Source organism: Sulfuritortus calidifontis (assembly GCF_003967275.1).
Lineage (GTDB): Bacteria > Pseudomonadota > Gammaproteobacteria > Burkholderiales > Thiobacillaceae > Sulfuritortus > Sulfuritortus calidifontis.
Genome location: NZ_AP018721.1, coordinates 671,727 through 688,550 on the forward strand (window position 1 = coordinate 671,727; position 16,824 = coordinate 688,550).

Consider the following 16,824-nt stretch of genomic DNA (forward strand, 5'->3'; position numbering starts at 1 on the left):
TATAGTCTAGAAAGACCTTCTGGTTAGATGGCTGCCGAAAAAATCCCCACCCCGACCCTCCCCATCAATGGGGAGGGAGACAATCCCCTCCCCCGCGGGCGGGGGAGGCTGGGAGGGGGAGCTGTTGACGACCTGGACGAGACCGATCGCCGCATCATCAACGCCCTCCAGGGCGGCTTCCCGGTCTGCGAGCGGCCGTTCCAGCAGGCAGCCGAGACGCTCGGCCTCGACGAACAGACACTGATCGAGCGCATCGAACACCTGCTGGCGCAGAAGGTGCTCAGCCGTTTCGGCCCGCTCTACAACGCCGACCGCATGGGCGGGCGCAATGTGCTGGCCGCCATGGCCGTGCCCGAGGACCGCTACGAGGCGGTGGCCGAGGCGGTCAACGCCCTGCCCGAGATCGCCCACAACTACCGGCGCGAACATGCGCTCAATATGTGGTTCGTCGCTGCCTCCGACAGCGACGCCACCCTGGAGGCGGCCTTTCGCCGCATCGAGCAGGAGACCGGGCTGCCGGTCTATCGCTTCCCCAAGGAACGCGAGTTCTTCGTCGAGCTCAAACTGACGGTATGAACGCGCCCGAATCCGGCCTGATCCTGGATGCGGTGGACCGGCAGATCATCCGGGCCACCCAGGCCGGTCTGCCGCTGGTGCCGCAGCCGTATCACGCCGTGGCGGCGCAGCTGGGGCTGGCGGCCGGCGAGGTCATGGCCCGGATCGAGCGCATGCAGGCGGCGGGCATCATCCGCCGCATCGGCCTGGTGCCCAATCACTACGCTCTGGGCTACAGCGCCAACGGCATGACCGTCTGGGATGTGGCCGATGATCGGGCCGAGGCCATGGGCGAGCAGGTCGGCCGGCTGGCCTTCGTCAGCCATTGCTATCTGCGGCCGCGGCACCTGCCGGCCTGGCCCTACAATCTCTTCGCCATGGTGCACGGCCGCAGCCGGCAGGAGGTGGCCGGAAAGGTCGCGGTGATCGCCGCCTTGCTCGGCGATGCCTGCCATGGCCACGACGTGCTCTACAGCAGCCGCATCCTGAAAAAAACCGGCCTGCGCCTGACCGATTGAGCTATCTTTGACTGCAGTCATGGCGGTCACATTGACGCCGTCGCATTCTGGACCTGTCTCAATCCGGTCGCCGCCATATCCCTTGGCCGAGCCGATTAGCTAGGAGAATCGCATGTTCCGCGTCACGCAATTCATGCAGGAAATCCTCGATCCCAGGCCGATCGGGCCCAGGCGCAATCCGCCGGGGCCGGTGGTGATCTGGAACCTGATCCGGCGCTGCAACCTGACCTGCCTGCACTGCTATTCGATCTCGGCCGACAAGGATTTTCCCGGCGAATTGAACACCGCGGAAGTCTTCCGGGTGATGGACGACCTCAAGGCCTTCGGCGTGCCCGTGCTCATCCTCTCCGGCGGCGAGCCCCTGCTGCGGCCCGACATCTACGACATCGCCCAGCGGGCCAAGGCCATGGGCTTCTATGTCGGCCTGTCGAGCAACGGCACCCTGATCGACGAGACCAACGTCGACAAGATCGCGGCAGTCGGCTTCGACTACGTGGGCATCAGCCTGGACGGCCTGAAGGCGACCCACGACAAATTCCGCCGCAAGCCGGGCGGCTTCGAGGCGGCGCTGGGCGGCATCCGCCTCTGCCGCGACGCCGGGGCCAAGGTCGGCCTGCGCTTCACCCTGACCCAGGACAACGCCCAGGACCTGCCCGGCCTCTTGGACCTGATGGAGGCCGAGCGGATCGACAAGTTCTATCTGTCGCACCTCAACTACGCCGGCCGCGGCAACCGCAACCGCAAGCACGACGCCCATTTTCGCACCACCCGCCAGGCCATGGATCTGATCTTCGATCGCTGCTGGCGCCATGTCCGCGCCGGCCGGCCGCTGGAGTTCGTCACCGGCAACAACGATGCCGACGGCCCCTACCTCCTGGCCTGGGCGCAGGAATACTTCCCCGAACGGGCCGAGCACATCCGGCAGAAGCTTTTGCAATGGGGCGGCAACGCCTCGGGCGTGAACGTCGCCAATATCGACAACCTGGGCAACGTCCACCCGGACACCATGTGGTGGAACTATTGCCTGGGCAATGTGCGCGAGCGTCCCTTCTCCCGGATCTGGCCGGATGTCTCCGACCCGCTCATGGCCGGGCTCAAGCGTTCGCCCCGCCCGGTCAAGGGCCGCTGCGCCGCCTGCCGGCACCTGGCGATCTGCAACGGCAACACCCGGGTGCGCGCCTGGCAGACCACGGAGGATTTCTGGGCCGAAGACCCCGGCTGTTATCTCACCGACGAGGAGATCGGCCTTGTGGGATCGGAGGCCAGGCATCAGGGATCAGAGGTTGTCGTCACACCTTGATAAGAATCCATACAATGAAACCCATCACCCTACTTGCACTGCTGGGCATCCTGGCCGGCAGTTCGCATTCCGCCCTGGCCGCCCCCAACCCTGAGAAACTCTACGAAACCTGGTGCCAGGGTTGCCACGGCGCCGGCCGCCTGGGCGGCACCGGGCCGGTGCTGCTGCCGGAGAGCCTGTCCCGGCTGAAGCGGGCCGACGCCTTCAAGGTCATCGCCGACGGCCTGCCCGCCACCCAGATGCCGGGCTTCAAATCGGCGCTGTCCGAGGGCGAGATCCAGGCGCTGGCCGACTGGATCTACACCGAGCCCGCGGTGAAGCCGAAATGGGAGGCGGCCGACATCGAGGCCAGCCGCATCGTCCACAAGGAGGCCCTGGACCTGCCGGCCAAGCCGGTGTTCCAGGCCGACCCCATGAACATCACCCTGGTGGTCGAGCACGGCGACAACTCGATCACCGTGCTCGACGGCGACAAGATGGAGCCGATCACCCGCTTCGCCACCCGCTATGCCCTGCATGGCGGGCCGAAGTTCACCCAGGATGGCCGCTTCGTCTTCTGGTCCACCCGCGACGGCTGGGTGACCAAGTTCGATCTGTGGAACCTCAAGGTGGTGGCCGAGGTGCGCGCCGGCATCAACACCCGCAACGTCGCCGTGTCGTCCGACGCCAGATACGTGATGGTGGCCAACTATCTGCCGCACACCCTGGTCGCCCTGGACACCCGCGACCTCTCGCTGGTCAAGGTCATCCCGGTGGTGGGCAAGAACGGCAAGACCTCCCGCGTCTCCGCCGTCTACGACGCCCGGCCGCGCGCGAGTTTCATCGCCGCCCTGCGCGACATCCCGGAGGTCTGGGAGATCCCTTACGACGGCCGGCCGGTCTACAAGGGCATGGTCCACGACTACAAACTGAAGGAGGCGATTGCCGAGCCGGGCCCGTTGCCGGTGCGCCAGATCGAGCTGACGGATTATCTCGACGATTTCTACTTCGACCAGGACTACAAGCTCATCCTCGGCGCCTCGCGCAGCAGCCCCAAGGGCCAGGTCGTCCACCTCGACGCCGGCCGCAAGATCGCCGACCTCGACCTGCCCGGCATGCCCCACCTGGGCTCGGGCATCACCTGGCAGTATCAGGGCCGGCCGGTCATGGCCAGCCCCAACCTCAAGGAAGGCCTGATCTCGGTGATCGACATGAAGACCTGGCAGACGGTCAAGCAGATCAAGACCGAGGGTCCCGGCTTCTTCCTGCGCAGCCACGAGAACACGCCCTATGCCTGGGCCGATGTCTTCAGCGGGCCGAACAAGGATGTCATGCAGGTGATCGACAAGCGCACTTTGGAGATCGTGGCGACCTTGAAGCCAGAGCCGGGCAAGACCTCGACCCACGTCGAGTTCGACCGCTATGGCAAATACGCCTTGGTCTCGCTCTGGGAGCAGGATGGCGCCTTGATCGTGTATGACGCCGCCACCCTCAAGGAGATCAAGCGGCTGCCGATGAAGCGTCCCGTGGGCAAGTACAACGTCTGGAACAAGACTCGGCTGTCGGAGGGCACCAGTCACTAAGCCCGGGCCAGCATAGTCAGGGGTGCGCCGTCGGCACGTCTGACAGGGCGGCCGGGGCGTATTTCTCGGTCTGATCGAGTGCCTGCAGCAGCAGCTTGCGCAGTCGATGGCGCGAGATGGCCAACCCGATGAGCTTGCCGGTCAGGCCGCAAAAAAAGAAGGCCGCAGCACCCAAGACAAGATGCGCCCATGGGCTGTATTCAGCGCCCCAATCGGAATGGGTGGCGACCGCGGCATAGACCCCGGCGGCTGCGATTGCCGTCGCGGCACCTGCTCCGCAACCGCAGGCGATGATCAGGCGGTTGCACTGTTTGCTTAGGCGATCGTTTTCTTCGTCGGGTAGATGAGAGAGGGCAAAGCGTACCTTGGAGAGCGGGTTGCCCTGGCTGCCTGGTGGTTGTGCCACCAAGGCAGCCAAGGCTTCCCGGCTATCGATCAGGCGCAGGGTCACCGGTCAAAGATAGATGTGGTTGTCGGAAAGATCGGCCAGTTCCTCGCGCAGTCCCTGGAGCAGCGGCCCCATGAGCGGATCTTTTTCCGCCTCGCGCAGCCAGACCTTTACTTCCGCGCCGGGGGCGCCTTTCTCGCCGAATTGCCAAACCACGATCGCTTCGTCCGGGATGCCCGGGCGGGAGGGGAACTTGCGGTCCCAGTTGAACTGGCTGGCCTTCAGCAGCAGGTCGATCGGGTCATGGTGTTTGAGCGTGCCGGTGTAGTGGGTGGGCAATTGCTTGGCGGTTTCCACAGCGCCCCTGATCTTGCCCAGCCATTCAGCGGTGACGTGGCCGTCGCCTGCCAGGGTCATCCGGGTCAGGCCATGCTCGGACAGCATGTCGCCGACCTCGATGGTGATTTGGTAGTTCTCGGGGTGCGTCTTGTCAAAGATCGGTCTTTGGTTCGTCATGATCGGTCTCCTGATTAACTGGCCTGATAGGTGCAGCAGGTACGATTGGACAGCCAGTTGGCGAAGCTCGCATAGTGCCGCGCCAGGACGGTGCCGGTCTGCGAATTCTGCATGATGCTGCCGTCGCTGGTGACATTGCGGTCGGGGCAATTGCTGTCGGCATACTCATCGACGTTGCCGAACATATGCCCGGCCTCGTGCGCGGCCGTGCCGCCGGTGCTGTTGACGTACCAGTTGGTCATGTCGGCACGTCCGGAACCGGGGTGCACGATCACCGTGTGGTGCGCATTGTTGTCGACGAATTGGACATCCACATTCACGGTGTACTGCTCGCAGGTGCATGAGCCGCCGGTCATCCTCAAGCGGAATTGGCCAGACCAGGCGGCCTCGATGGCGGGTTCCCAACGTGCCCGTACCGTTGCGATATCGGCTGCGCTGACCCCCTCGTCCGCGACCAGGCGGATGCGCAGGGTGATGTTGAGCCGGCAGTTTTCGGTGTCGAGATCGGCCCGATAGGCGCTGGTCCAGCCGTAGACACACTCGCTCTTCAGTTGCCAGAATTCGTTGGGCGCCAACAGTCGTCGCAGGCTGCAGTAAATCAGGCACCAAGTGTCAAGCACGAAGGCCCAGGTCCGGCAGACCAGGGTGGTGACGATCACCCACAGCGTGCACACGACGGTGGTGACCAGGGTCCAAACTCGGCAGACGGTGGTGGATACCCAGGTCCAGGCGTCGCAGACCGTCTTGGTCACCCAGGACCAGGCTCGGCAGACGGTGGTGGATACCCAGGTCCAAGCCAGGCAGAGCCAGCGGAAGATGACGATCCAGTCCGAGCATTCCTGGATGCGCTCCGTTTCCCAGCGGTCGCATACTTGCTCGGTCTCGGTATGCGATTGGGTACAGCGTTGCTCCCAGGTGGTTTCCCAGTTGTCGCAGCGTTGCGCTTGCTCTGTGCGCCAGTTGCGGCATTCGGCCCTTTGCTGGGTTTCCCATTCCAGGCAGTGTCTTCTCGCCCTGCCTGCGGTGTCTTTGCAAGCCATATCGATCTCCCATGTGTGATTGCTATGAATAAAGCGGGGTCGAGCGCAGCGTCTTGCCACGGCAGATTGTGCGATCTCTCCCTTCCTTTGGCATTTGCCCGATTGCTTCGGGTTCTTCATGCCTTGCGGCAGCATAAGTGATCGATGGATATCGATGCGCCGGAGTGTGGGGTAAGCCAAAGCGCGCAGGCCGAGGTGGCGGCGCAGGCCAAGACGACGATGGCGGTCTCCCATGCTTGTTGCGGCTTCATGTGGGGTGGCCGCAATCTGCTGCGTTTATAACCGCTTGAGGCAGTTCTGGGAAGAAATTTTTGTTCCCGACCGGCATGATCGGGAATTTGGGACGATGTTTCCTGGGCCGAGGTTCACTCCGGCAGGGCGATCTTGCCGTCCTTGCTGAACTGGTAGTCCTTGAAGATATGCTCGGCGGTCAGGATCTGGTAGCTGCCGTCCGCCAGTTTGCGCGTGGTGTCCTTCAGCCGGTAGGTGTAGTGGCCGCAGGTCCAGCAGTCGAAGTTGCGCATGTGGGTGCACAGGCAGGTCTTGTCGTAGACGTGGATCTCCTTCGCGCCCGGATGCGCCGCCACCTCGCGGTAGTAGGCATCGATGTAGGCGCAGTGGCCGTTGGCGTCGAGCAGATAACCATAGGCCTCGCAGTTGGGGCGGATGCCGGCGCCGATGGCCGGGCAGTTCTTCAGCATGCGCATCGGGTAGCCGGTGGGCGAGACGCCGTTGACCACGATGTCGTCCTCGCTGGCCTTGAAGTATTCCTGCTGCACCTTCTCCGGCAGGCCGCATTCCTGGGCCACGGTGAAGCGGGTGGCCACCTGCACGCAGGCGGCGCCGTTTTCCAGAAAGCCCACGGCATCGCTGCCGGTGAAGATGCCGCCGGCCGGTATCACCGGGATGTCCAACTGTTCCTGCTTGAGATAGGCGATGACCTCGGCGGTGATGGTGGCGAGATCATACTTCCACCAGTCATCCAGGCCGAAGCCCAAATGGCCCCCGGCCAGCGGGCCTTCGACCACGATGAAGTCGGGTAGGCGCTTGAGCCGCGCGTTCTTGCGCAGGAACAGCTGCAGCGCGCGCAGCGAGGAGACGATGATACCGAGCTTGGCGTCGCGAAAGCGCGGGTGGTCCTCGATCAGGGCGAACGAGCCCAGGTGCAGGCCGGCCGACAGCGTGATGCCGTCGATGCCGGCATCCAGCGCGGCCGACAGGCGCACCTGCAGGGTCTCGCGCGGGGCGTTCATGGTCAGTTTTTCCATGCAGTTGATGAAGATCATGCCTTCACCCCGCTTGGCCTCCATGGTCCGGCCCACGTGCAGGCGGGTCGCTTCCTCGATCTGGCCGAGGTCGAACTTGACCGCCGACTTGTCGATGTTGGCGACGTTGTACTTGTACTGCTTCTGTTTTTCCTTGACGAAGCCGGTCTTGAACCGGCGGTCCGACACGGTCGAGATCATCGCGTCGGAGATGTGACCGACGCCGCCCAGGCGGGCCGCTTCCAGGGCCAGTTCGGCGGTGGAGATATCCACCCCCATGCCGCCGATCATGATTGGCACCAATTCCCGCTTGCCGAAGCGCAGGCGGAAGTCATCCACACATTTCATTGCTTGTTCAGTCCAGAGTCGAAAGCGTTAGCCGGCCGGTGCGGGCCCGGCCGTAAAAAAACCAACATGATACAGGAGGCGGGCTTCTTGCACCGGGATCGCGCAAATGGCCCGTCAGCCCGGCTTGCCATCGGCACGCGGGCGCCAGTAATAGGGGGCGTAGCGCCAGGCCCAGCCGCCGAAGGCGATCAGCCAGATCACTGCGGCCAGCGAGGCGATGCGGTAGGGGGCGATGTCGGGCAGGAGGTCCGGCAGCAGGCGGACCAGGGCGGCGGCCTGGATCAGCCAGAATAGCCACCAGGTCAGGCGGTCGGCCTCGAGGGCGTGGCCGGAGTGGCCAAGGCTGACCCGGGAGGCCATGCCGATCAGCATGGAGCCGAAAAAGCCGATGCCCAGGGCGTGCAACGGGCCGAAGCCGCCGGTCCAGGGCCAATCCAGCCACAGTCCCAGGGCGCCCAGGGCCGACAGGCCGAAGGCCAGGGTGGCCCAGACGAAGGCGATATGCAGCATAGCCAGGAGGCGCACGTGCAGGCTGCGGGCGATGCCCCAGCGCAGGGTGAACCAGAGCGCGATGGCGGCCAGCGGCAGGTCGGTCAGCCAGGTCAGCGGCGAGAGCCCCGCCGTTTCCAGCAGGGCGTGGCCCAGGCTGGCGGCGAGCATGGCCCAGAGCAGGCCATAGGGCCGGATCATCACGTAGTTGCTGACGACGCGGCTGGTGAACCACGGAATCATGCGATGGCAGACGGTGAGGAAGACCGGCGTGAGGAAGCCCCAGACCGCCAGGGCCTGGGCCAGCATCAGCCAGGCGGGCTGTTCCAGGTGCAGCCAGGCCAGAAAGGCTAGATCGCCGGTCACCCCCGTCAGGATCGCCAGGCAGATGGCCCAGGCGTGCCGGCGGTCGTCAACCGTGGCCTTGACCAGGCTGTGCCAGAGGGCGGCCAGTGCCACCGCCATGCCCAGGGCATGCAGCGCGACGGCCGTCGCCGCCAGCGGCAGGTGGTAGATGCCCGGGTAGAACAGGGCCGCGCCGGCGGCGAGCGGCAGGAAGCTGCCGACATAGGCGGCCGGCGGGATTTTGCTGCTGTTCAGCCAATTGGGCACCGCGGTGAAGGCGAAGCCGAAGATGAAGAAGGGGAAGAAGCCGTAGAGCATCAGCCAGGCATGGGCCGGTGCCGGTGCCAGGGCGGTGACCGGCAGGGCGAGCGGGCCGATGCCGGATTCCAGCTCCAGCAGCCACCACACCATGATTGCTACACCCTGCAAGGCGCCGGGCAGGAACATCACCCGGTGCGGGGCGGCGCTGAAGGTTTGCCAGAGCACGGATAGAAAAGGGCGGGAATGAGGTGCGGCCATGTTAGCGGTGTTTGCTTTCGATAGGATTGATGCGGGTCAATGCCTTCCAAAATAGCTGAGCTGGCCCACGCATTCTATTTGAAGGCCGATAGGCTTGGCTTATGCTTAAAAATTGAAGATCAGATAACGAATATCCGCCCGATGACCGCTCACGGTGACCACCTCAAGTTCCGCAGCCAGCCGGGGGTGACCAAGGCCCAGCACCTGCAAGGGGAAACGCTGAATCTGGTGTTCCGCCAGTCGCGGGCCAGCATGTTCGCCCATGTGGTGCTGTTGCCCTTGATGTTGTTCATCTACAGCCATGACGTGCCGGCAAGCCGGGTCTGGCTTTGGGGTGGCGCGACGCTGGCGGCGGTGGCCTGGCGCTTGCGCTTCCTGAGCGATTATTTCAAGCATCCCATCTATGCCGAGGACCTGCCGGACTGGCAGCGCGGCTTCGTCTTCAGCCTGTTCCTGGTCGGGCTGTGCTGGGGGCTGCCCGGCGCCCTGTTTACGTCCTATCTGGATCAGACCGACCTGATCGTGGCGACCCTGGTCATCATCGGTTTGAGCGGCGGCAGCATGGGGGCCTTCGGCCACCACCGTCCCTCGCACATCGCCTTCAGCTGGCCCCTGATCCTGCCGCTGGCGGGGTATTGGCTGTGGCAGGGCAGCAGCGGGGGCGTCGTCATCGGTCTGTCGCTGCTGCTCTATCTGCTGTTGACCACGCGCATCGTCACCGGCTTCCAGAAGGGCCTGATCGAGGCGATGGCCGCCCGCTACGACCAGCAGGCCAACATCAACGAACTGACCGCGCTGACCCGACGGCTCGATGCCGCCAATCACGCCCTGGCCGAGAAGAATGCCCTGTTCAGCAGCCTGTTCAACAACAGCCATCAGCTCATGGCCTATCTCGACCGCCGGTTCAATTTTGTCTTCGTCAACGAGGCCTATGCCGCGGCCGGGAAACGGCCGGCCGGCGAATATGTTGGCCTGAACCACTTCGCCCTCTATCCCGATGCCGAGAACGAGCGCATCTTCCGCCAGGTGTTGGAGACCGGTCGGGCCTATCGGGCCGATTCCAAGCCCTTCGTGCATCCCGATCAGCCCGAGCGCGGCACGACCTACTGGGACATCGACCTACTGCCGATTCACGATTCCGAAGGCGGGGTATGCGGCCTGTTGCTGTCGCTGTTCGACGTCACCGAACACGGCGCGGCCCTGCAGAAGTTGGCCGAACGCGAGGAATACCTGGGGGCAGTGCTCAATGCCATGCACGATGGTCTGTGCGTCTCCGACGAGCAGGGCCGCATCGTCGGGGTGACCCCTTCGCTCTGCGCCATGTACGGCTATGCCGAGGCCGAACTGATCGGCCAGGACATCACCCGCCTGATCGGCGGCCATGACCGGACCCGGCATGCCGGTTATGTGCACGAGCACGTGGCGCGGCACAAGAAGCTGCTGTTCAAGCGCGTGGTGGTGGGCCAGGGCGTGCGCAAGGAGGGCACGGCCTTCCCGGTCGAGGTCTCCCTGACCGAAACCACGGTGGGTGGTCGCCAGCTGTTCGTCGCCTCGATCCGCGACGTCACCGAGCGCCAGGCCATGATCGACCGGCTCGAGGAGGCGCTGGCCGATCTGCGCCAGGAGAAGGAAAAGGTGCAGGCGGCCAACGAGGAGCTGGCCTTCCTCTCCACCCATGACAGCCTGACCAACCTGGCCAACCGGCGCCATTTCGACGATTTTTCCAGCCGGCTCTGGCGCCAGGCCCAGCGCCGCCACGAGTGGGTGGCGATCCTGCTGATCGATATCGATCACTTCAAGCAGTACAACGACCATTTCGGCCACCAGGCCGGCGATGTCTGCCTGAGCCGGCTGGCCGAGGTGCTCGGCCGCGAGATCAGCCGCGCCGGCGACCTGGCGGCCCGCTATGGCGGCGAGGAGTTCATCGTCTTCCTCGGCAACACCGATGCCGGCGGCGCCGGGCATATCGCCGAAACCGTGCGCAGCCAGGTGCAGGCCATGGCGATCCCGCACCCGAGCACGGCCTACGGCGTGGTCACGGTGAGCATCGGCCTGGCGGCCTGCGTGCCGGGCAAGGGTGCGCGCATCGAGCCGCTGATCGGTCGAGCCGATGCCGCGTTATATGCGGCGAAGGCGGCAGGACGAAATTGCCTGGAAGTGTCGGCCACCGACCCGACGGGGAGCTGTGCGGCCGACTGAGCGCCTGGCGAAATAGGCGCTAGCGGCCTCGTTTTCTCTCGATCGCCCACACCGCCGCCTCGACCCGCGAGCGCAGGTTGAGCTTCTTCAAGAGGTGCTTGACGTGGACCTTGACCGTGCCTTCGGTGATGTCGAGTTCCCGGGCGATCAGCTTGTTGCTCTTGCCCTCGGCGATGAGATCGAGGATACGGCCCTCCTGTTCGGTCAGACCGGCCTCGTCCAGGTCCTTCGGCCGGCCGTCGTCGCGCATGGCGTGGGCGAGCAGTCCGGTCAGCCGCTCGGTCAGCGGCAGGCGGCCGGCGGCGGCGTCCTTCAGCCTGGCCACCAGATCCTCGGGCTCCATCTCCTTCAGCAGATAGCCGTCGGCGCCGGCGCGCAGGGCGGCGATCAGGTCGGCCGCCTCGTCGGAGACGGTGAGCATGACCACCCGCGCCTCGCTGTCGGTGGCCTTGATCGCCTTGAGCACCTCGATGCCGTTCATGTCCTTCATGTTGAGGTCGAGCAGGATCAGGTCCGGCTGCAGTTCCCTGGCCAGGCGGCATCCCTCGCGGCCACCGGAGGCCTCGCCGATCACGTTGAACTCGGCTGCCGGCTTGAGCAGCTGCAGCACGCCTTTGCGGAACAGCGGGTGGTCGTCGATGATCAACAGACGTTGGGGGGATGAGGTATTCATAGATTGGCGATCTTGATCGGGACAACGGACTGACGCTGGCCGTTGAGAGGAAAGTCGAGCACGACGCGGGTGCCGCCGCCAGGCCGTTCCTCGTAGCGGATCTCGCCCTGCAGGGTGCGGGCGCGTTCTTCCATGATGGTCATGCCGTAGTGGTGGACGTCGGCCGTCTTGCGGATGCCAATGCCGTCATCCTCGATCACCACCTCAAGCCGGCCGTCCGGCCGGCACTGCAGGCCGACCGCGGCCCGGCTGGCATGGGCATGGTTGAGTACGTTCGACAAGGCCTCGCGGATGACATGGAGGACATGGATCTCCCCGTTCGGCGACAGCGGGCAGTCGAGCCGGCTGGTGTCGAGCTCGATCTCGATGCCGCCGCGGCGGGCGAATTCCGCCACGGTATGGGCGAGCACGCTGTGCAGGTCGCCGCCCTCCATCTTCAGCCGGAAGGTCGACAACAGCTCGCGCAGCTGGCGATAGGCGCCGGACAGGCCGGTGCGCAGCTCGGCCAGCAGCTGCTCCGCCGCGCCATGCTGCTGCGGATCCTTCAGCGCCGCCTGCAGCAGGCTGACCTGGATCTTCATGTAGGCCAGCGATTGGGCCAGCGAGTCGTGCAGCTCGCGGGCGATCACCGCCCGCTCTTCCAACAAGGCGAGCCGGCGGCTCTGCTCCACCCGCTGCTCGGCACCGATGGCGACGCCGATGTGACGCGACAGCGCTTCCAGCAGTTGTACCTGCCACGCCTCGGGGTGCGCGCCTTCCGGCAGGTCGATGATCAGCACCCCGTATTGGTGTTCGGTATCCGACAGCGGCAGGGTGAGCAGCTGGCGGCCGTCGTCCATGATGCTCACCCGCGGCGTGCGGGTGTTGTGGCATAGCGCGCAGTCGGCCTTGTCGCAGGGGCTGGCGTCACCCGAGACCATGCTCGAGGCGATGGCGCGGCCCGAGCTGCCGCCGGGTTCGCCCAGGCAGACGATGCCGTGGCCGAGGCCGAGCACCATCTCGATGTCGCGCAGCACGGCCATGTAGGTCTCGCGGCCGGGCGGCGCGCCGTGCAGGCGGGCGATCGAGTGGTAGAGCAGTTCGAGCGAGCGATTACTGCGGGTGAGTTCCGCCGTTTTCTGCGCCACCCGCGACTCCAGGTCCTGGTAGAGCTTGGACAGGTCTTCCGCCATCAGGTTGAACGCCTGGCCCAGGCGGCCGAGCTCGTCCTCGCCGATGTATTCGGTGCGCACCGAGAGATCGCCCTGGCCGACACGGGTGGCGAAGCCGAGCAGCTCATGCAGCGGCTTGACCAGGCCGGTGTGGATGAGATGGATGGTGAGCAGCACCACCAGCACGGTCACCACCAGGGCGACGCCGAGCACCATCTGCAGGACCAGGATCTTGGATTCGGTCGCCCGTTCCATCTGCTTGACCAGATGGTTGATGTCGGCGACGAAGGCGCCGACCTCGGCCTGCATCGCCGCGACCTGCGCCGGGCCGGGCCGGGCGGCATCGGCGGTTGCGGCGGCGACGAAGTGCGGCCGGATGCGCTGGCGCCAGTCGCTGCGCACCCGGTGGTAGCTGGCGACCAGATCGACCTCGCCCGGGCCGGGCAACATCTCGACGATGGGCCGGGACATCAGGGTGATGTCGAAATCGGTGATGGCCTCGCGCAGCGCCGCGCGGCCCCGTTCCGCATCGCCGTTGGCCAGGGCGAGATAGAGGCTGGCCATGCGCCAGCTCTGCATGCGCAGGCTGCCGGCCAGGTTGATCGCCTCGCTGCTGCCCTGGGTGGAGAGGGCGACCATGCCCGAGACCGACATGCCCAGCACCGCCAGCACGGCAATAGCCGCGATGGCCCCGCCCAGCCGGGTGACCAGCGATTGTTCGATATGCCGCCAGGTTGAGCGTGCCAAGCGAAAGCCTCGTCAGGCGCCGGGCCGGTGGCGACGATGACACGGGCCCGGGCGAATCTATGGGGATACCACCATTGCGCCGGCAGATTGCACCGGCAGCAATGCGATTTTTCAAGTCTCAATATAACAGCCACTTAGGCGGCTACCACCATACCTCTTAGGTGGTAATCGCGCCTGCCGTTCGTCGCTGCACCCCTCTGGAAACCGCGCCGCTACTGGCTAAAACTCGCCCCAGGCAATTTCGATTTGCGTTGTTTTTCTACCCGAGGCGACCGGTATGACGACACAGACCCAAAAGCAGATCTCCGTTTTGGCGATGAGCACTATTGCCTTCACGGTGTGCTTCGCGGTCTGGATGATGTTCGCCGTGATCGGCATTCCGATCAAGCAGGAACTCGGACTGAACGAGACCGAGTTCGGCCTGCTCGCCGCCACCCCGGTACTCACCGGCTCGCTGATCCGTCTGCCGCTGGGTATGTGGACCGACCGCTTCGGTGGCCGCATCGTCTTCTTCCTGCTCATGCTGTCGACCGTGCTGCCGATCTGGCTGCTCGCCTTCGCCACCGAGTTCTGGCAGTTCCTGGTCGCCGGCCTGTTCGTCGGCATCGCCGGCGGTTCCTTCTCGGTCGGCATCGCCTATTGCGCCCGCTGGTTCGGCAAGGCGCGCCAGGGCTTCGCCATGGGCATCTTCGGCGCCGGCAACTCCGGCGCGGCGGTGACCAAGCTGGTCGCCCCGGTCATCGTGGTCGCCTACGGCTGGCAGATGGTGCCACAGGTCTACGCCGGGGTGATGCTGGTCACCGCCCTCCTGTTCTGGCTGTTCACCTACGACGAGCCGGCGCACAAGGTCGGTGGCCACGTCACCCTGCGCGAGCAGCTCCATGCCCTGCGCGATCCTGCGGTGTGGAAATACTGCCAGTACTACTCCATCGTCTTCGGCGGCTATGTCGCCCTGGCGCTGTGGATGACCAAGTACTACGTCAGCGAGTACGGCTTCGATCTCAAGTCGGCCGCCCTGCTGGCCGCGGCCTTCTCCCTGCCGGGTGGCGTGTTGCGCGCGGTCGGCGGTTGGATGGCCGACAAGTGGGGCGCCCATCGGGTGACCTGGTGGGTGCTCTGGGTTTCCTGGATCTGCCTGTTCATCATGTCCTACCCGCAGACGGCCTTCACCGTGCAGACCGTGACCGGGCCGCGCACCTACCACATCGCCCTGTCGCCCGAACTGTTCACCGCCTTGCTGTTCACCGTCGGCGTCGCCTTCGCTTTCGGCAAGGCCTCGGTGTTCAAGTACATCTCCGACGAGTACCCGCACAACATCGGTGTCGTCTCCGGCATCGTCGGCCTGATCGGTGGCCTTGGCGGCTTTCTGCTGCCGGTCATCTTCGGCGCCCTGGTCGACCTCACCGGCATCCGTTCCTCCGCCTTCATGCTCATGTATGGCGTGGTCTGGGTGTCGCTGATCTGGATGTACACCACCGAGGTGCGCAAGCTCGATCATCTGGTCAAGCGCGGACGCCGGCCGGTAAACGATCCCATGGAATGAACGCCAACCTTCAACACACCTGACGGAGCACGAAGACGATGAGTATCGACATCAAGGAATGGGATGTGGAGGACCCGAAATTCTGGGAGTCCACAGGGCGCAGAATCGCTTACCGCAACCTGTGGATATCCATCCCCAGTCTTTTGCTCGGTTTTGCCATCTGGATGATGTGGGGCATCATCACCGTGCAGATGCTGAACCTCGGCTTCCCCTTCTCCAAGGAAGACATGTTCAGCCTGACCGCCATCGCCGGGCTCTCGGGTGCGACCCTGCGCATCCCCTCGTCCTTCTTCATCCGCATCGCCGGCGGCCGCAACAGCATCTTCCTGACCACGGCCCTGCTGATGATCCCGGCCATCGGCACCGGTATCGCCCTGCAAGACAAGACCACGCCGCTGTGGGTGTTCCAGCTTCTGGCCCTGCTCTCGGGCATCGGCGGCGGCAACTTCGCCTGCTCGATGTCCAACATCAGCACCTTCTTTCCCAAGCGGCTGCAAGGCACCGCCCTGGGCATGAATGCCGGTCTGGGCAACTTCGGCGTCACTACCATGCAGATCCTGATCCCCCTGGTGATGACCGGCGGCATCTTCGGCGCGCTGGCCGGTGCGCCGATGGAGCTGGTCAAGGACTCCGGCTGGATCCTGGGCAAGATCGCCGCCGGCACGCCGACCTGGATCCAGAACGCCGGCTGGGTCTGGCTGCTGGCCCTGGTGCCGCTCGCCTTCCTCGGTTACTTCGGCATGAACAACCTGCTGCCGATCTCGCCCGCCATCGGCTCCACCCTGGGCGCCTTCGCCAAGATCCTCTGGCTTTATGGCCTGGCCGCGGTCACCGCCGGCGTCGGTCTCTACCTCTACCTGCCGAACGCCGCCGGCGGTCTGGGCCTGCTCAACATGTGGCTGGCGCTGCCCTTGATCATGGTCGGCACCCTGTTCGTCATGCGCCTGTTCGCCATCGGCGAGATGAAGGCCGGCATCCAGAAGCAGTTCGCCATCTTCTCCAACAAGCACACCTGGTCGCTGACCGCGCTCTATGTGGTCACCTTCGGTTCCTTCATCGGCTTCTCCGCCGCGGTGCCACTGTCGATCACGGTGATCTTCGGCGACATGCACCTTTATGACGCCGCCAGCCAGACCTGGAGCCACGTCAAGAACCCGAACGCACCATCGGCCCTGACCTATGCCTGGATCGGTCCCTTTGTCGGCGCCCTGGCCCGGCCGCTCGGCGGCTGGATCTCGGACAAGGTGGGCGGCTCCATCGTCACCCAGGTGATCTCGGCAATCATGGTCGCCGCCTCGGTCTATGCCGGCTACCTGATGATGCAGGCCTACCACTCGGCCACGCCCGAGATCTACTTCACCCAGTTCATGATCACCTTCGTCGTTGTCTTTGCCGCTTCGGGCATCGGCAACGGCTCCACCTTCCGTACCGTAGGTGTCATCTTTGACCGGGCTCAGGCCGGGCCGGTACTGGGCTGGACCTCGGCTGTGGCGGCCTACGGCTCCTTCATTGCGCCCGAGGTGATCAAGGGGCAGCTCAAAGCCGGCACCCCGGAGAACGCCATGTACGGCTTCGCCCTGTTCTATGCCGCCTGCCTGATCCTCAACTGGTGGTTCTATCTGCGCCGCGGCGCCGAGATCAAGAACCCTTAAGCCCGCCCGGAATT

The 16,824-nt window shown here is 64.9% G+C and carries 15 protein-coding genes; 8 read left to right on the forward strand and 7 right to left on the reverse strand.

Features of this window, described 5'->3' with window-relative positions:
• Window positions 1-27: 27 nt before the first annotated feature.
• From EL388_RS03695 to EL388_RS03710, 4 genes are all read left to right on the forward strand, one after another.
• Window positions 28-576, forward strand: a complete 549-nt coding sequence (locus EL388_RS03695; protein ID WP_126459794.1) for an Lrp/AsnC family transcriptional regulator — start codon at window positions 28-30, stop codon at window positions 574-576.
• Complete coding sequence (gene ahbB / locus EL388_RS03700) at window positions 573-1,073, forward strand: siroheme decarboxylase subunit beta (RefSeq protein WP_126459797.1); 501 nt, start codon at window positions 573-575, stop codon at window positions 1,071-1,073. The genes EL388_RS03695 and ahbB overlap by 4 nt, the downstream gene beginning before the upstream one ends.
• Window positions 1,074-1,185: 112 nt before the next feature.
• Window positions 1,186-2,373, forward strand: a complete 1,188-nt coding sequence (gene nirJ / locus EL388_RS03705) for a heme d1 biosynthesis radical SAM protein NirJ (RefSeq protein WP_126459799.1) — start codon at window positions 1,186-1,188, stop codon at window positions 2,371-2,373.
• A 14-nt stretch (window positions 2,374-2,387) separates the two neighbouring features.
• A complete protein-coding gene (locus EL388_RS03710; protein ID WP_126459802.1) occupies window positions 2,388-3,935 on the forward strand; it encodes a nitrite reductase in 1,548 nt (515 codons plus the stop codon).
• A gap of 16 nt (window positions 3,936-3,951) precedes the next feature.
• On the opposite strand, the gene EL388_RS03715 is transcribed toward EL388_RS03710, so the two are convergent.
• From EL388_RS03715 to EL388_RS03725, 3 genes are read right to left on the reverse strand one after another with little or no spacing between them, the layout of a single operon-like run.
• Complete coding sequence (locus EL388_RS03715; protein WP_126459806.1) at window positions 3,952-4,386, reverse strand: hypothetical protein; 435 nt, start codon at window positions 4,384-4,386, stop codon at window positions 3,952-3,954.
• A gap of 3 nt (window positions 4,387-4,389) precedes the next feature.
• Window positions 4,390-4,839, reverse strand: coding sequence for a hypothetical protein (locus EL388_RS03720; protein WP_126459809.1), 450 nt, complete (start codon window positions 4,837-4,839; stop codon window positions 4,390-4,392).
• 14 nt (window positions 4,840-4,853) lie between these two features.
• Complete coding sequence (locus EL388_RS03725) at window positions 4,854-5,879, reverse strand: hypothetical protein (protein ID WP_126459813.1); 1,026 nt, start codon at window positions 5,877-5,879, stop codon at window positions 4,854-4,856.
• 144 nt (window positions 5,880-6,023) lie between these two features.
• On the opposite strand from EL388_RS03725, the gene EL388_RS13800 reads away from it, so the two are divergent.
• Entirely contained in the window at window positions 6,024-6,161 is a 138-nt protein-coding gene (locus EL388_RS13800; RefSeq protein ID WP_165919073.1) for a hypothetical protein, read from the forward strand.
• A gap of 83 nt (window positions 6,162-6,244) precedes the next feature.
• Here EL388_RS13800 and EL388_RS03730 read toward each other — a convergent pair whose 3' ends face one another.
• Entirely contained in the window at window positions 6,245-7,492 is a 1,248-nt protein-coding gene (locus EL388_RS03730) for a nitronate monooxygenase (protein ID WP_126459816.1), read from the reverse strand.
• A gap of 114 nt (window positions 7,493-7,606) precedes the next feature.
• Complete coding sequence (locus EL388_RS03735; RefSeq protein WP_232019170.1) at window positions 7,607-8,812, reverse strand: NnrS family protein; 1,206 nt, start codon at window positions 8,810-8,812, stop codon at window positions 7,607-7,609.
• Between the two features lie 174 nt (window positions 8,813-8,986).
• Between EL388_RS03735 and EL388_RS03740 the strand changes: the two genes are divergently transcribed.
• A complete protein-coding gene (locus EL388_RS03740) occupies window positions 8,987-11,044 on the forward strand; it encodes a sensor domain-containing diguanylate cyclase (protein ID WP_165919072.1) in 2,058 nt (685 codons plus the stop codon).
• Between the two features lie 19 nt (window positions 11,045-11,063).
• Here the strand turns inward: EL388_RS03740 and narL are convergent, their stop codons facing one another.
• Together narL and EL388_RS03750 are read right to left on the reverse strand one after the other, a co-directional pair.
• A complete protein-coding gene (gene narL, locus EL388_RS03745) occupies window positions 11,064-11,717 on the reverse strand; it encodes a two-component system response regulator NarL (protein WP_126459826.1) in 654 nt (217 codons plus the stop codon).
• Window positions 11,714-13,615: a histidine kinase gene (locus tag EL388_RS03750; protein WP_232019171.1), complete on the reverse strand. Its 1,902-nt coding sequence runs from the start codon at window positions 13,613-13,615 to the stop codon at window positions 11,714-11,716. Before EL388_RS03750 ends, narL begins: the two co-directional genes overlap by 4 nt.
• 277 nt (window positions 13,616-13,892) lie before the next feature.
• Between EL388_RS03750 and EL388_RS03755 the strand changes: the two genes are divergently transcribed.
• Window positions 13,893-15,158 carry an MFS transporter gene (locus EL388_RS03755; RefSeq protein WP_126459829.1) on the forward strand — a complete coding sequence of 422 codons (1,266 nt, stop codon included), beginning with the start codon at window positions 13,893-13,895 and terminating at the stop codon, window positions 15,156-15,158.
• Between the two features lie 38 nt (window positions 15,159-15,196).
• Complete coding sequence (locus EL388_RS03760) at window positions 15,197-16,810, forward strand: MFS transporter (protein ID WP_126459832.1); 1,614 nt, start codon at window positions 15,197-15,199, stop codon at window positions 16,808-16,810.
• The last annotated feature ends 14 nt before the right edge of the window (window positions 16,811-16,824 follow it).

Bases quoted from the DNA above. Each gene is read 5' to 3' on its own strand.
- narL (WP_126459826.1), bottom strand. From the start codon at position 11,717: ATGAATACCTCATCCCCCCAACGTCTGTTGATCATCGACGACCACCCG.
- ahbB (WP_126459797.1), top strand. From the start codon at position 573: ATGAACGCGCCCGAATCCGGCCTGATCCTGGATGCGGTGGACCGGCAG.
- EL388_RS03710 (WP_126459802.1), top strand. From the start codon at position 2,388: ATGAAACCCATCACCCTACTTGCACTGCTGGGCATCCTGGCCGGCAGT.
- EL388_RS03755 (WP_126459829.1), top strand. From the start codon at position 13,893: ATGACGACACAGACCCAAAAGCAGATCTCCGTTTTGGCGATGAGCACT.
- EL388_RS03695 (WP_126459794.1), top strand. From the start codon at position 28: ATGGCTGCCGAAAAAATCCCCACCCCGACCCTCCCCATCAATGGGGAG.
- EL388_RS03720 (WP_126459809.1), bottom strand. From the start codon at position 4,839: ATGACGAACCAAAGACCGATCTTTGACAAGACGCACCCCGAGAACTAC.
- nirJ (WP_126459799.1), top strand. From the start codon at position 1,186: ATGTTCCGCGTCACGCAATTCATGCAGGAAATCCTCGATCCCAGGCCG.
- EL388_RS03730 (WP_126459816.1), bottom strand. From the start codon at position 7,492: ATGAAATGTGTGGATGACTTCCGCCTGCGCTTCGGCAAGCGGGAATTG.
- EL388_RS03740 (WP_165919072.1), top strand. From the start codon at position 8,987: ATGACCGCTCACGGTGACCACCTCAAGTTCCGCAGCCAGCCGGGGGTG.
- EL388_RS03725 (WP_126459813.1), bottom strand. From the start codon at position 5,879: ATGGCTTGCAAAGACACCGCAGGCAGGGCGAGAAGACACTGCCTGGAA.
- EL388_RS13800 (WP_165919073.1), top strand. From the start codon at position 6,024: ATGGATATCGATGCGCCGGAGTGTGGGGTAAGCCAAAGCGCGCAGGCC.
- EL388_RS03760 (WP_126459832.1), top strand. From the start codon at position 15,197: ATGAGTATCGACATCAAGGAATGGGATGTGGAGGACCCGAAATTCTGG.